Genomic DNA, 15,441 nt, shown 5'->3' on the forward strand with positions numbered 1-15,441 from the left:
AAACAAAAAATAAGTTTTTTATCTTTAGATATTCCTTACACCTCAGGTTTTCAGATCGAGTAAGGTCGAACTCCCTCCATTAAAATTTCGAAAAGATGACAAATACAACACCATCATTTTCAATTAAAAATTGGAGTGAAGATGACAGGCCCCGGGAAAAATTACTTCAAAAAGGGCGTATCGCTTTAAGCGATGCAGAACTTTTAGCCATCCTAATTAGATCGGGAAATTGTGACGAGAGTGCCGTTTCTCTTAGTCAACGGATTTTGGCCTCCGTCGCAAACAACCTTCACGAATTAGGGAAACAAAGCATCAACGATTTTATGACCTTCAAAGGAATAGGAGAAGCAAAAGCCATAACCATTGCTGCTGCCATGGAATTGGGGAGAAGGCGCAGAGGAGAAGACGCATCTCATAAAAAGAAAATAAGCTCCAGCAGCTGTGTTTTTGGGCTGATGCAGCCTATTATTGGAGAACTTCCCCATGAAGAATTTTGGATTGTTTATTTAAATAATTCGAATAAAATATTACAAACCACACAATTAAGTAAGGGAGGGATTACCGGAACTCTTGTAGATGTGAGATTGGCCTTCAAAAGCGCACTACAAATAGGAGCCGTTGCAATAGTATTGGCACACAACCATCCATCGGGAACTTTGGTGCCAAGCCAGGCAGATAAGGATCTTACCTATAAATTAAAAATTGCAGGAGAAAGCCTCGATATAAAAGTATTGGACCATCTCATAATAACCGAAAAAGCGTATTTTAGCTTTGCAGACGAAAATCTCCTTTAATTCCTTATGCTTTTAATATACACTCAGAAAATAACGCCTAGGATTACCTATATTTTTAAGCATGTCTGTACGCGTATCCTGGGGATAGAAGTTACTTTTACTTTAACCCTCGAAGAATTTATTTCATACGAGGGCCCTAAACTGTCGTATGGCAAGCAACCCTTAGGAAACGAATTATTTATACAAAGTAACGGACTCCTCACGCAGCAGGGTTTTGAAAGCGAAACCATCCTTGTGAAAGAGTGGGAAGAAACAAAATGTTTTTTCGCCACCTCCGAGAAAAGTATGTTGCCGTTCGATATTTTTGCGGCCGGATTTTATTTACTCAGCAGGTACGAGGAATACCTTCCTCATGTAAAAGATGCACTCGGCCATTTTCCTGCAAGTGAAAGCCTCGGATTTATGCATAACTTTTTGCATCAGCCGGTTATAGATATCTGGGCCTATAAGTTTAAAACTATATTGGTCAATAGCTTTCCACACTTGTTATTTCCAAAAAAAGAAATGACAATCCACTCTGTGATAAACGCAGGTGAGCCTTACGCGTTTAGACAACGTGGCGCCCTTCGCTCCTTGGTAGGGTATTCGAAAGATTTTTCGAAGTTCCGCTTTAGAAGAATGGTCGAGCGCACCGCAGTGATTTCAGGAACCAGATCCGACCCCTTCGATACCTTTCAATGGATTATCAATGCGACAAAGAAAAGTCGGAATAAACTATCTGTTTTCTTTATGCTGGGAGACGCATTGGTATTCGACGAAAGTATTAATTCCAACAGACAAAAATTTAAATTGTTGCTGAAATATGTAGCCGATTATAAGGATGTCGGACTTATTTTCTCTTACAGTTCCTTACCGGAATACGATTCATTGAAAAAGGAAAAACTGCGTATGCAGGATATCATAAACCGCGATGTAAAACATTCATTTAATTCTCAGTTTCTGGTTAATTTACCCGAAACCTATAGAAATCTTGTAGAATTGGAGATAAAGAGTGATTTTACCATGGTCTATGAGAATACGCCGGGCTTTAGAGCCGGAACCTGTACTCCGTTTTTATTTTACGACCTGGATTACGAGATAAAAACCCCGTTAATTATTCATCCGGTTGTTGTGACAACTTCTGCGTTTAAAAGTCGTTATGCTTCCGATATCTCCAAAACCGTTGCTCAGTTAATGATTGCGGTAGAACAGGTAAACGGCACTTTTTCAATGTTGTTTTCTAACAGAGATTTTTCACCCTTACCGGCAAATGATGTTTGGCGCAGCTTGTTTTCCGAAAAATTACACCCAAATGAATAAGGCCAAAATAACCGATATATTTTTTGATTTAGATCATACACTTTGGGATTTCGACAGAAACTCCATGCTTGCATTTCAACGAGTTTTTCTGAAGCACAATATAAATTTGGATCTCACCGGTTTTATCAAGGCCTACGAACCTATTAATTTTGCATACTGGAAATTGTTTAGGGAAGAACGAGTGACAAAGGAAGAGTTGCGGAGAGGAAGACTTATAGAAGCTTTTACACATTTTAAGATGGAATTCCCTTTGGATGAAATCGATTTGCTGGCCGAATCCTATATCGATGAGTTGCCAATAGACAATCATCTTTTTGAAGGCACAATAGAGGTTCTAGAATATTTATCTGAAAAATATATATTACACATTATTACCAACGGATTTCACGAAGTTCAGAATTTAAAACTCAGGAATAGCGGCATCTCCAACTATTTTAAGACAATTACTACTTCGGAGGAGGTAGGGTTAAAGAAGCCTAATCCTGTTATATTCAAAAAGGCAATGGAAAAGGCGTCTGTAACACCCAAGCAAAGTTTAATGATTGGAGATACCTTTGAAGCCGATATTTTGGGAGCGGAAGCGGTAGGGATGCACACACTTTTTTATAACTACCGAAACGACGAAGTTCCTTCAAAATATAGGGTTGTTTATAATTTGCCTGATATTAAAAAGCATTTGTAATCATAATATTAACGTATAAGCTGCGTTAATTACACTAACAATCCCCTAATCATGAAGAAAAACCTAACAATGCCCTTTGTGGTGGTTTTTACAAGCCTACTGTTTCTCTCCTGCATAAAAGATACCGATTTTGATCAGGCAGAAGATATTGCTCTAACCCCCGTTGTAGAATTAGATTTAATTCACTTTAATGTAGTCGCAGGCGATTTTTTCGACACCATAAGCAATACTCCAAGACTCACCGTTCGGGATACTACTGAAATTCGTTTTCTCGATGATGCACAAATTCAGGAAAGTTTGTTGCGGGCCGAGTTTTATTTCAAGTTTACCAATAGTATTTCCAGAGATTTTTTAGTCGATTTTCAGTTTTTAAACGAAGGAAACGACACCACCTACACTACCCAAACGGCTGTAAACCAAGGAACGATTGAAAGTCCGGTAATCACCGAATTTGTTGAAAATGTAGAAGGAGATGAAATTTTACAGCTTACCCAAGCCTCAAAAGTAGTGGTTTCTGTTACCATCCCTTCCTCCAATGAAACACTCGAGGGAGCCCTGAATCTGCAATCTAAAACCACTTACTACCTGGAATTTTAATACCATGCGAAATCTGTTATTAACTATACTTGCCCTCTGGGGATCGACAACTATTGCTCAAAATAAGCAGCTTATTTACGGGGTAGAAGAAATTCCACAAGCCTTATTGCTCAATCCGGGGAGTAAAGTCCCTCAAAAAATGCATTTCGGTGTCCCTTTTCTGTCACAATTGCATTTAAACATAGGATCTTCAGGCGTTTCTGCCTATGATATTTTTGGTCAGTCCAATGTAGATATTAATACACGAATTCGGAATAAGATTTTTGAAATGAAGAACACCGATTTCTTCACAGCTACCCAGCAACTGGAATTAATTAATTTTGGATGGAGGGCAAAAAATGAAATATATTTCTCGGGAGGATTGTATCAGGAATTCGATTTTATTTTCTATTTCCCCAGAGATTTGGCAATCTTAGCATGGGAAGGAAACCGTGACTATCTGGATTACGAATTCGATCTTGGAGAATTGAACACCACCGGAGATTTGATGACAGTGTATCATTTTGGAGCGAACAAGCAAATTACCAAAAAACTTACCGTAGGACTTCGTGCAAAATTATATTCCAGTATGTTTAGCTACCGAAGCACAAACAACAGCGGAACATTTGTCACGCGATTGGGGGATGGTACAGTGAATATTTATGAGCATACTGTTCAAAATGCCAATGTGACCGTTGAGACCTCGGGCTATGCTTCCTTACGGGAATTAGATGGAGCCTCACAGGTGACAAGCGAAATATTGGGAAGGGCGTTTTTTGGAGGAAACTTAGGAATAGGAGTTGACCTGGGAGCAACCTACGATATTAATAACAATTGGACTGTAAGCGGTAGTTTACTGGATCTAGGAGCTGTTTTTCATTCCAAAGACGTAGAAACCTATCAAGCCACAGGCACCTATACTTTAAATGGTATTGAGCTTATTTTCCCTCCCTTAAGTGATGGAGAATCCACTTTTCCGTATTACGATAATCTTGAAGACGAAATTGAACGAGAAATCCCAATCGATACATTACACAACGGCTATACGCAAATGCGTCCTTTAAAAGTAAATGGCGGACTCACCTATAAATTTGGTAAGGCTGTAGGTCGGGGAGGAGATTGCGACTGTAGAAACGGAGGCGGGGGTGTAGACCGTAACCAGTCTGTTGGACTTCAGGTGTACAGTATTTTCAGACCAAAATTACCACAAACAGCAGGAACATTATTTTATTACAGACGCTTGACCGAATTTGTTTCAGCGAAAGCCACCTACACGGTAGATCCTTATTCCTATTCAAATGTAGGGTTGGGAGTTACCGCAGATATTGGAAAATTTAATTTTTATGTTGCGGCCGATAATTTGCTTCGCTACGGAAATCTGGCAAAAGCAAAAAGTGTATCTTTACAATTGGGTCTTAACATAAAAATTGACGAAGAATGAAAAAGATATTTATCGTAATTTTTCTTTTATTTAGCATATACACAGAAGGTTTTTCTCAAAAAAGCTTGAACGATTACAGCTACGTGGTTGTGCCGGATCAGTTTGAATTTTTAAATGAAAAGGATAAATATCAACTCAATTCCATCACAAAATTTTTATTCAATAAACATGGTTTTCATGCGTTTTTTATGAGTGAAGTCCCCGATGCCAAGCGTTGTGATGGTTTGTATGCCGATTTAGACAGAGGTAATTCTTTTTTAAAAACGAAATTCAGTATTGTGCTGCGTGATTGTGACGGTCTTGAAATATACCGAAGCCCGGAAGGTGTCAGTAAGTTTAAAGAATTCAAAAAAGCCTATCAGGATGCAGTGCGAAAGGCATTTAAGGGTATAGAAGCACTCGGTGTTCAGCAAAAGGAAATCGTATATTTTAACTCCGAAGCTACATCAGAAGAGAGCGTGAAAATAGCACCAGTAAAGAAAGAAGTAATAGAAACTGCTGAAATCCCCATAACAGTTGAAAAGGAAAGTCGTGTCAATGCTGAAGTTTTGCAAAAATCGAATTTGCCTCAAACCAAATTTTCAAGTTATTCCTTTAAAGGAAAATCATTTTTACTTCGTAAAACTCCTGAAGGCTATTCTCTGTACGAAGAATCTACTACCACTTCGGATGGGTTATTACTCCTGGGAAAAATTGAAATTCAAAATGCATCGAAAGTATTTTTCACAGACACTTCAGAAAATATTTATAAAGCGTCTTTTGATGCCTCTCAAAACCTGACCATTCAGAAACAAGAAAGCTCGGAAGTATATACTATCGTTCGCTAAAAATCATACTTATCACTCCAAAGTTTCTGCAAGTAATTTTTTAGGTTACTTTCTTTGGGGTTGTTACCCGGTTTGTAGAATGTGGTTCCTTTAATCTCTTCGGGAAGAAATTCGTGCGGCACAAAATTACCTTCATAATTATGGGCATATTCATATTCTGCTCCATAGCCCAATTCCTTCATCAGTTTAGTAGGTGCGTTGCGTATAGAGAGCGGTACCGATAAATCGCCCGTTTGCCTGACAATTTGCTGCGCTTCTTTGATGGCAGTATAGGAAGCATTGCTTTTTGGAGAAGTTGCCAGATAAATGGCACACTGACTTAAAATGATACGTGCTTCAGGATAACCAATGGTATTCACAGCCTGAAATGTGTTGTTTGCTAATACTAGAGCAGTAGGGTTGGCATTCCCAATATCTTCAGAAGCTAATATGACCAGTCTGCGCGCAATAAATTTTACGTCTTCGCCACCTTCAATCATACGAGCGAGCCAATAAACAGCTGCGTTAGGATCACTCCCGCGAATCGATTTTATAAACGCCGAAACAATGTCGTAATGCTGTTCTCCGGTTTTGTCGTACAGGACGGTATTCTTTTGTACTTTTTGCTGCACTAGTGCATTGGTAACTGTAATAGTCTCCTTTTCTTCAGAAAGCACTACCAACTCCAAAATATTCAATAATTTTCGGGCATCCCCTCCCGAAAGGCGTATAATAGCTTCCGTTTCCTTGAGGTTTACCTTTTTTCGGCTAAGTACAGCGTCTTTTTCAATTGCACGGCTTAAAAGCGCTTCTAAATCGGTTTTACTAAAGGCTTTCAAAACATATACCTGACAGCGGGAGAGCAAAGCAGGAATCACCTCAAAACTGGGATTCTCTGTGGTAGCACCTATTAATGTAATCCAACCTTTTTCGACTGCGCCCAATAAGGAATCTTGCTGTGATTTGCTAAACCTATGAATCTCATCGATAAATAGAATAGGGTTTTTTGTTGAAAATAGCGTGTCACTTTTTTTAGCGCGCTCAATTACCTCACGCACGGCAGCCACCCCGCTGTCAACAGCGCTAAGTGTATAAAAAGGCCTTCCGGACTCCAAAGCGATAATATGGGCCAAAGTTGTCTTCCCTGTTCCCGGAGGTCCCCAAAGAATCATGGAAGAAATACTGCCGGAAGTAAGTTGGGATGTTAAGGCACCATTAGACCCAACCAGATGTTGCTGACTCAAATAGTCTGCCATCGTGGTAGGTCGAATACGTTCTGCTAAGGGTGCGCTCATAAGAGCATAAAATTACACTTTTTAACCTTTCGGTCTACTGACAATTTATCATACATTTACCTTTGGGACTACTTTTTGAATAGGAACCTGTATGTCAAAAAACAAAGCACTATATTTTTCAACCGAGGTTATTGGGTATCCCTTATTGTTTGTGATGCTCATGTGGGTCTTTTTTTGGGCCGAAATTCGTTTTGGATGGAATTTAAATTTTCTGGGAATTTATCCTCAGAAAATTGAAGGTCTTCAGGGGATTGTATTGGGGCCCTTTATTCATTCCAGTTTAAAGCATCTTTTTAATAATTCGGTCCCCATGCTGGTATTGACCACAGCATTATTTTACTTTTACCGAAGTATTCGCTGGAAGGTGCTGTTATTGGGGCTTTTGTTTACAGGAATATTAACCTGGCTTATAGGCAGACCTGCCTTGCATATAGGAGCCAGCGGAGTAGTGTATATGTTGGCCGCTTTTTTATGTTTTAAAGGGATCTTTTCAAAGCAATACCAATTGACTGCATTGGCGTTTGTGGTGGTGTTTTTATACGGGAGTCTGTTGTGGTATCTTTTTCCAATAGATCCGAAAATTTCATGGGAAGGACATTTATCTGGTTTTGTAGTTGGTTTGTTATTTGCGTTTATTTTTAGGTCCAATCCCATTGAAAATAAAAAGTACATATGGGAGCAAGAGGATTACGAACCGGATAATGACCCGTTTTTAAAACATTTTGATGAGGATGGCAATTTTATAGAAAAACTTCCGGAGACTGAAACTACAGAGGAAATACCTAAAGTTAGAATTACCTATACCTATAAGAAAGAGGGACTAAATGAAGATGAAAATACCTTATAGCTGTTGTTGACGCACTACTTCATACAAAAAAGCACCACATGCAACCGATACATTCAGTGAGTTTATTTCACCAAGTAGGGGAAGGGCTGCTTTTTCATCAACGAGATTTAATACCGAGGTAGATACACCTTTTCCTTCAGAGCCCAATATAAACGCAAGCGGTTTCTTTAGATCTAAATCAAAGACATTTTTTTTTGCTTTTTCGGTGGCGGCAACAATGCTAATTCCCGATCCCTGAAGATAAAACAGAGCATCCTTAATATGATCTACTTTACAAATTGGAATTTTAAAGATGGCTCCTGCCGATGTTTTCACAGTATCCCCGGTAATAGGAGCTCCTCCTTTTTTCTGAATAATTACGGCATCCACGCCGGTACATTCGGCAGTACGAAGAATGGCGCCAAAATTACGAACATCGCTAATTTGATCTAAAATTAAAAAAAGCGGTTGCTTTTTTGCAAGCAATACTTTTTCAACAATTTCTTCAAGAGAACTGAAAGCTATTGGAGAAGTGACGGCTACAATTCCCTGGTGATTCCCATGGGTAAGTTTATTAAGTTTTTCAATGGGCACAAAGGAGATAGAAGCTTCTTTATGCTCCAATGTCTTTACAATTGCATCTATTTTTGGATTGTCAATTCCCTTTTGAACATATAGTTTATCTATAATTACTTCGGAGCTCAAGGCTTCTTGAATTGGGTAAATTCCGAAAATGGTTGCTTCCTTTTTAGTCATTAGTTAGGTATCCTGTTCTTGAATCGATTTATTTTGGCAAATGTAGTAAATAAAAAAGAGGCAGTTAAAAACTGCCTCTTAATACTATTTTAAATAAGTTTTACTTATTTAACAATCTTAACGATACCTTCAGTACCACTTACATTAACTTTTACAAAATATGCACCACTTGCGTAGCTAGACATATCGATTGTAGAGTTTAAAGCGTTTACTTTAGCGTTGTATACTTGCTGACCAAGAACGTTGAAGATAGCAACAGAAGAAATTTCTTCGTTAGCTCTCAAATTCAATACGTTACTTACAGGGTTTGGATATGCAGCGAATCCTTTGGCATTTAAGTCACCAATTCCAAGATTTGGATCTGGATAGAAATCATTGATATACTCTACATCATCAACATACATTTCGTTATCAGTTGATAAAGAATATAAGTTAATAGCACCTAAAGCTTGAGCATAAACACCGGTTCCATCAGCAAAAGGAGTACCAGGAGCAACAACCTCTGCATTATCAACCCACAATGTCCAAGTAGAAGCACCTGCACCAGCGTTAAAATCAAAGTTCATGATAACAGTGAACCACTGATCCTTAGGAAATGTAAAGGTGAAATCATCAGTTTCGTCACCAGTACTCATGTCGATTCTACCATCTGTTTCTGTGTCTCCACCAATACCAGAGTTTCCAAAATAAATGTTACCGACTACCCACTGGATACCAGGAGTTTCCTGACCTTGTAGGTTCCAATATCCAACTTTACCAGAAGGAATGTACATAGAAAACTTTACACCCCAGCTTCCAAAAATCTTGTCTCCTAATAATAAAAGAGGATCCATAGTAGTTGAACCATCAACATATCCTGATAAAGATCCACTTTGTGCATGTGCATTAGAAGAGAACATAGCTGTACCGGCAGTACCATCCCATGAACCCCAATGGTCTTGTAAAATAGGTGTGTTACCACCACCGTAAGACTCCATGTCATCCATTGCAAACTGAGCATTTGCACCAATCATAGCGAAAGAGAACAATGCTGCTAAAAAATAATTTTTTTTCATGATTTATAATTTTTTTATATTAATAAGAATCAAATTTACAAATATTTTTTGAATATCCTCGGTAAAGTTTCAAAATAAATTTGTTTTTTCTACACCTAGCAGACCTTTTATTCATTCATTTGATGAGCTTTAGTGTAAATTATTAGAAGTTAGGAATTTAGTTTTTCCCGTCCATCATTTTCATAACGTTTATTTGGTTTTTGTTAGATGCACGTTCATTTGCAACATATAAAAAGTAAAACGGGAATTCGATTAAGAATTCCCGTTTTGGTTGTAAGCACTTTTGTATTTTTTTCCTAATTAATTAGGAAGGAAAATAGTCTTGTACAAGAATGGAGCATTATGGTAAGCTCCTGTGGCTACCGATCCACCTACGCCTGTATTCGTAATAACGGTTCCGTCTCCCATCACTAACTCCAAGCGAGTTGCAACAAAGGTTGGAGTGGTTAATTGAGCATCAGGAAATAAATCTACAATCGATTGTGTAGACATTTCAAGTAGATACGATGGTAACATATTAAATTCACTTGGAGTCCACTCGGAAGCAGGAAGTGTTCTGTTCAATACTTCAGGAATAGGGTTACCTTGACTATCTTCAGTAGGTAATAATAAGTCCTGATCTTGATAAAGAGCTGTAAATACTCTTACTTCAATAAATGAATTTGATGAACCATCACCTTCCTGAACCTCAAGTAACATATCAATCGAGGTTTTTCTATTTGAAGGACCAGGAGTTAATGCTACCAGATTTGCAGGAAAAACTAAAGTTCTTATAATTCCTTGAGAAGTATCTACTTCGTTATATAATGTGTCAATTGGAAGGGTGCTGTCTTCACAGGATACCATTGATCCCAGAAGTACTAATCCAATTAAGAATGATTTAAATATATTTTTCATAATTATTAGTTTTAAAATTAGTTAGCCACAGGGAATGCAGGAAACGCAGGGTTATTATCCCAAAATACTTGAACTTGTACATTCGGCTTTTGCTGAATACTACTGTTCGTATTCGCTTCATCGGCCGGGTAAAAGAATGATCTAACGAAACTTCCCGGACTTTGCTCTATGTTAAATTGTAAGGATGTAGGATATCCTGTTCTTCTGTAGAAGTTATAAGACTCGATACCGTTTCCATAATGAGCGATAAAATTTTGAGTCGCTAAAATATTCCACTTTCCTTCAGTACTTGCTGCAGTAAATGCTGCACCTACTCCTGCAATGTAAGCTGAAACATCACCTGCACTAGGCGCCATACTTAAATCTGCATCTGGATCCAATGAGCCAAAACTTTGTACTTTAGCAATCGATTTCTGCATTGCACTTTGCATCAAAGTATTTGCACCAGAAGAGTTGTTATTGGCCATGGCCATTTCAGCACGCATTAAATCTATCCATGATGCTAACATAATCGGTACAATCCCGGCTCCTTGACCACCTTGTTCAAGACCAACAGTAGAAAATCTGTTATCATCGAAATTTCCGGCAGCAGGGTATACACCTACAGCAGTTCTTCTAAATGAGTCTGGTGGAATTCCTTCAGCATTTCCATGATCTCTACCCCAGTATCCTCCGTCTACACTACAGAATACCATTGATGATGGGTAGTGTGGTGGTCTGGCTTGCGTTGAACAGAACAAACGTTGTTGATCTGAAGCACATGGCACTCCGTCTGCACCGGTACTGTTAGGAGTACAAATATGTTGTCTATAGAAGTAGTATCTTCTTCTTGGATCATCATTCTCGTACATTACATCCATTAACCAGTTAGATCTGTAATTACCTGCACCACTCACGTTATAATCTGCTCTGTAAGCAGGGTGTCTTGTATCCGGAGTAGTTAGATAGTTTGTACCGTATCTAAACTGTAAATCATCTGCAGTAGAGGAAATGTAATTTCCACTATTGATGATTGCGTTGAATTTATTCATTGCTTCCCCATCTACTTTACGAGTATTCGTGTAAGCATTTAATTTTACTGAGTTTGCAAATCTAATCCACTTTGAGAAATCATTGTTATAGTAAAAGTCGATGTCCATTCCAAGCCCATCCTGGTTTAAGAATGAAATTCCTTCGTCCAACATAGCTAAAGCGGCAGCATAAACTGCAGCATCGTCATCGGCCTGTGGATTTGGAAACTCGGCAGGTTGCGTTGCTTCCGATAATGGAATATCACCATAGAAATCTACCAAAGTCAAGAGAGTATATGCTTTTATTATTTTCATTACTCCAATGTGCTTATTCGCTTCAATTTCTGTAGCAATTGCTTCCGCATTTTTCATATCTGAGAACATTCCCTGATATGCAATGGCCCACTCGGTATTTGTGTTTTCCGGGGCGAAGTTATTGGCATAGGTTCTACCAAACATATAATCGATTCGTACTAATTGAGAACCATTACTACCCATAAGTCTTGCAAAATCCTTGAAATCAAGCTGTATTGCAACCATATAACGCTCCAAATCCGCCTTGTCCAGGGTAATTTGGTTTGGATCATCCAGTAAATCTAAATCTGTGGTTTCACATGAAGTAAATGTGATTCCAAGAAGTAGAAAAAATAATATTGAGATTTTATTTAATTTTTTCATTGTCTTTTTTTTTATATTAGAATGTAGCATTTACGCTGAAACCATATCTTTTACTACTAGGTCCTGTTAAGAACTCAAAACCTTGTCCGTTACCGGCACCTAGACCGGATACGTTTGGATCAAAATTAATCCCTTCTGGAGTGTTATAAGCGTCATACCATAAGTTGTATCCACTTGCTTTGATAACAATTTTACCGAAAGGAGTCTTTTCTAATAATTTTGATGGTAATGAATATCCTAAAGAAACTTCTCTAAGTCTCACTACAGATGCGTCATAAATTGACAGCTCATCGGCAGGGCTCGCAAATCCATTGTCAAAATAGAAATTTGAGTTATTAATTTGGACAGTATTAGGTAGTCCTGTAGTTGAATTCACACCCGGTAGAATGTAAGTAGATAAACGATCTTCAGTGTCGGTAGTTAAACCACGACCCATTAATGAAGCTATAGTTACTGAATACATATCTCCTCCTGAAGTATGACCAACAGCAACGTTTAACGAAAGTCCCTTATAAGAGAAAGTATTCGAGTAGTTCATTATGAAATCCGGGTTTGGATCACCAATAAAAGGAAGTAAGCCGTCCTCGTCAATATCTTCCGATAAATAGTTACCGGCTCCATCTACAAGTAAGTTTCCATTTTCGTCTCTCGCAATACGCGCTCCAAACATAGAACCTAGTGGGTATCCAACTCTGGCACCATTACCAAGGTTTGTAAATCCTTCATAAATAATTAACTCGGTGTCCTGACCAAGATCGGTAACTTCACTTTCACTCTTAGTAAAGTTTACATTAAAGTTCCAGTTAAATCCATCACTTTTTATAATGTCGATTCCTAAATCAACTTCAATACCGTCAGATTTAATTTCACCAATATTGGTATCGGTAGTTGAAGCACCTGTACTCAACGCAATTTTTTGATCTTGAATAATCAAATCGTTGGTTGTTCTGGTGTAATATGAGAAGTCTAAACGAACTCTCTGAAATAAATTGGCTTCAACACCAAACTCTAATTCTGAGAAAAGTTCAGGCTTAATGTTTGTATTTCCAATAGTACTGTTGGTTGTATTTGATGTAATAAAGTTATTATTAGAATCCAACCAGCTTTGAGCATTCAATACTACATTTGTAACTGTAGGATATCCTGTTGAAAAGTTAGCAGAGGTCCCGTAACCGGCTCTTAATTTTAAGTAGTTGATTCCTCCATCCGACTTAAGTCCAGGGAAGGCTGAAGTTGGAATAAACGATACACTGGCAGAAGGATAGAATAAACTATTGTTAACAGCATTTGACACCCAGTCATTACGACCTGCAAAGTTCACGTAAAAGAAACGCTTAATGTCGAATCCTACTTGACCGTATAAACCTAATATGTTTCTTTTTTGGTGAAATTCGATTGGGTTACTACTTGAGAAACCACCGTGATCAAAGAAGTCGAATACTTGTTGTCCATAACTTGTAACACCAATTCTGTTGTAATCTGTACTTCTAGAGGTTGCCCCGGCTAAGAAATCGATTGTTAAATTGTCGTTTAACATCGAATAGTTACTTCCGCTTAAAACAACTTTATGGTCAAAAATGGTATTCGCGTTGTTGTATGTAGAATAGAAACCACTATCGGTTAAAGCTACACCCGTTACACCACCTTTATTTTGACGGTTAATGTTATCTTCAGAATAAGTATCCACACTCGCTTGATACGACAGGTTTAAGTTATCAGTAATGTTGAAATCTATCGCACCAAATCCGTTAACACGATTTACCTTTTGGGCAAATCTCGAATTTTTTACAGTCCATAAAGGATGCTGAATTGCGTTATCATCTCTATAGTAGATACTACTACCATCCGGTGCTTCGAAAGGAAGGCTAAAGAAATCGATACTTCTAGGAGTATACAATAAATCACCGAATACAGAAGATCCTGACCCGAAAATACTACTACCAAAACTGGCAGAAACAGGAGGGGTTTTTAAATTAGTTAATGTGTAGTTTAAAGATCCTCTTACATTTATCTTATTTGATAGTTGCGCTCCACCTGAAACGGTTAAATTGCTTCTATCCACTTCGTTTCCGGGAGTAAATCCTTCGTCACTAACGTGAGCGAAAGACATCCCGTAATTGTACTTGTTGTCTTCACTTCTTCCTCTAATGTTTGCAGCAAATGAAGCTACAGTACCGGTCTTAAAGAATCTCTCAACCGAGTTTTGTGGCTCCCACTTATATCTTAGTCCTTCAAATTGAGCTTGAAAGTCAGGGAAATTTGATGCTAAATAAGCTGAAGTTGAGTAAGGGTGAGGTAAAGTACCGTCAGAATTATAAGGTTTGTTTACATCAGTATTGGTGTCATCAACAAATGCACCCCAGCCACCTACGCCGTCTTTATAGAAACCAGGTCCCCAGTTACTATAAAATAATCCGTATGCTTGGTCAAAACCACCACCATATTTATTTTGATAATCGGGCAGAGACGCCACTTCGTTAAAAAAGTAAGAAGATGAAAGCTCAACTTCTTGCTTAGAGGCAAGGTTCTTTGAACTACCCGTTTTAGTAGTAATAAGGATTACACCATTTCTACCTTCAGTACCATATAGGGTAGTAGCAGCTAATCCTTTTAGAATATCAATGTTTTCAATATTACTTGGATCGATATCAAATGATCTACTGGTTCCCATGTTACCGTCAACAAAACTTCCTGCTGCGTTGGTATCATTACTATAAGGTACACCGTCAATAACGTAAAGTGCGTTGTTATCTCCGGAGAAAGAGTTCATCCCTCGAATAATAACTTTGTTTGCTGAACCGGATAGACCATTTTGTGTTGTAATGTCTATACCTGCAGATTTACCGCTAAGGATACGAGTTAAGTCGGTCTCGGGATTATCTTTAATAGCTTCTTCTTTTACCGAAGAAACCGCATACCCAAGAGCTTTCTTTTCCTTTTTAATACCTGATGCTGTTACAACAACTTCTTCCAGTACTGCAGCATCTTCTTGAAGCTGAACACTAATAGAATTAGTCGCGGCCGTAACAGGTCGCTCTATTGTCGTAAAGCCAACATAACTATACACAAGAGTTTGACCTATAGCTGTTTGAATGCTGTAGTTACCGTCAAAATCTGTTTGTGTACCGTTGCTTGTGCCTTTTACAACAATATTCACTCCAGGTAGCGGAAGGCCAGTATTATCTGTCACCGATCCAGAGATTGTTTTTTCTTGTGCGAACGTGAGTTGCACTACAAACGCTAGCAATAGCGTTAAAATTCCACTAAACTTTGTTCTCATTTTATAATTTATTTGAATTAGCCAATGCCAAAAATCACAATAAAAA

At 38.2% G+C, this 15,441-nt stretch carries 13 protein-coding genes; 7 read left to right on the forward strand and 6 right to left on the reverse strand.

What is annotated here, in order from left to right:
• The first annotated feature begins 95 nt into the window (after positions 1 to 95).
• Genes radC through ATE92_RS07955 form a run of 6 tightly spaced genes read left to right on the forward strand, consistent with a single transcriptional unit; the run spans position 96 to position 5,619 of the window.
• Positions 96 to 794, forward strand: coding sequence for a DNA repair protein RadC (gene radC, locus ATE92_RS07930; RefSeq protein WP_100803192.1), 699 nt, complete (start codon positions 96 to 98; stop codon positions 792 to 794).
• Between the two features lie 6 nt (positions 795 to 800).
• The gene (locus ATE92_RS07935) at positions 801 to 2,093 is read left to right on the forward strand and encodes a polysaccharide deacetylase family protein (RefSeq protein WP_100803193.1); all 1,293 of its coding nucleotides are present in this window, start codon (positions 801 to 803) and stop codon (positions 2,091 to 2,093) included.
• Complete coding sequence (locus ATE92_RS07940; protein ID WP_100803194.1) at positions 2,086 to 2,775, forward strand: YjjG family noncanonical pyrimidine nucleotidase; 690 nt, start codon at positions 2,086 to 2,088, stop codon at positions 2,773 to 2,775. Before ATE92_RS07935 ends, ATE92_RS07940 begins: the two co-directional genes overlap by 8 nt.
• 51 nt (positions 2,776 to 2,826) lie before the next feature.
• Positions 2,827 to 3,372 carry a hypothetical protein gene (locus ATE92_RS07945; RefSeq protein ID WP_100803195.1) on the forward strand — a complete coding sequence of 182 codons (546 nt, stop codon included), beginning with the start codon at positions 2,827 to 2,829 and terminating at the stop codon, positions 3,370 to 3,372.
• Between the two features lie 4 nt (positions 3,373 to 3,376).
• The gene (locus ATE92_RS07950) at positions 3,377 to 4,792 is read left to right on the forward strand and encodes a DUF5723 family protein (RefSeq protein WP_100803196.1); all 1,416 of its coding nucleotides are present in this window, start codon (positions 3,377 to 3,379) and stop codon (positions 4,790 to 4,792) included.
• Positions 4,789 to 5,619, forward strand: a complete 831-nt coding sequence (locus ATE92_RS07955) for a hypothetical protein (RefSeq protein WP_100803197.1) — start codon at positions 4,789 to 4,791, stop codon at positions 5,617 to 5,619. Before ATE92_RS07950 ends, ATE92_RS07955 begins: the two co-directional genes overlap by 4 nt.
• Here ATE92_RS07955 and ATE92_RS07960 read toward each other — a convergent pair.
• A complete protein-coding gene (locus ATE92_RS07960) occupies positions 5,616 to 6,893 on the reverse strand; it encodes a replication-associated recombination protein A (protein WP_100803198.1) in 1,278 nt (425 codons plus the stop codon). The genes ATE92_RS07955 and ATE92_RS07960 overlap by 4 nt on opposite strands.
• Positions 6,894 to 6,984: 91 nt before the next feature.
• Between ATE92_RS07960 and ATE92_RS07965 the strand changes: the two genes are divergently transcribed.
• The gene (locus ATE92_RS07965) at positions 6,985 to 7,740 is read left to right on the forward strand and encodes a rhomboid family intramembrane serine protease (protein ID WP_100803199.1); all 756 of its coding nucleotides are present in this window, start codon (positions 6,985 to 6,987) and stop codon (positions 7,738 to 7,740) included.
• Here ATE92_RS07965 and rlmB read toward each other — a convergent pair.
• The 5 genes from rlmB to ATE92_RS07990 all read right to left on the reverse strand — a co-directional run bounded on the left by rlmB (position 7,735) and on the right by ATE92_RS07990 (position 15,395).
• Positions 7,735 to 8,475 (reverse strand): 23S rRNA (guanosine(2251)-2'-O)-methyltransferase RlmB, encoded by a 741-nt coding sequence (rlmB, locus tag ATE92_RS07970; protein ID WP_100803200.1) that lies wholly within the window; start codon positions 8,473 to 8,475, stop codon positions 7,735 to 7,737. The two genes, ATE92_RS07965 and rlmB, sit on opposite strands and share 6 nt — an antisense overlap.
• A 104-nt stretch (positions 8,476 to 8,579) precedes the next feature.
• Positions 8,580 to 9,530 carry a T9SS type A sorting domain-containing protein gene (locus ATE92_RS07975; protein WP_100803201.1) on the reverse strand — a complete coding sequence of 317 codons (951 nt, stop codon included), beginning with the start codon at positions 9,528 to 9,530 and terminating at the stop codon, positions 8,580 to 8,582.
• A 300-nt stretch (positions 9,531 to 9,830) separates the two neighbouring features.
• Positions 9,831 to 10,376 (reverse strand): hypothetical protein, encoded by a 546-nt coding sequence (locus ATE92_RS07980; RefSeq protein ID WP_157809588.1) that lies wholly within the window; start codon positions 10,374 to 10,376, stop codon positions 9,831 to 9,833.
• Positions 10,377 to 10,444: 68 nt separating this feature from the next.
• On the reverse strand, positions 10,445 to 12,115 hold the full coding sequence (locus ATE92_RS07985; RefSeq protein ID WP_198515606.1) for a SusD/RagB family nutrient-binding outer membrane lipoprotein: 1,671 nt from the start codon (positions 12,113 to 12,115) through the stop codon (positions 10,445 to 10,447).
• Between the two features lie 16 nt (positions 12,116 to 12,131).
• A complete protein-coding gene (locus ATE92_RS07990; RefSeq protein ID WP_100803204.1) occupies positions 12,132 to 15,395 on the reverse strand; it encodes a SusC/RagA family TonB-linked outer membrane protein in 3,264 nt (1,087 codons plus the stop codon).
• Between the last annotated feature and the right edge of the window lie 46 nt (positions 15,396 to 15,441).

Source organism: Ulvibacter sp. MAR_2010_11 (assembly GCF_002813135.1).
Taxonomy (GTDB): Bacteria; Bacteroidota; Bacteroidia; order Flavobacteriales; family Flavobacteriaceae; genus Altibacter.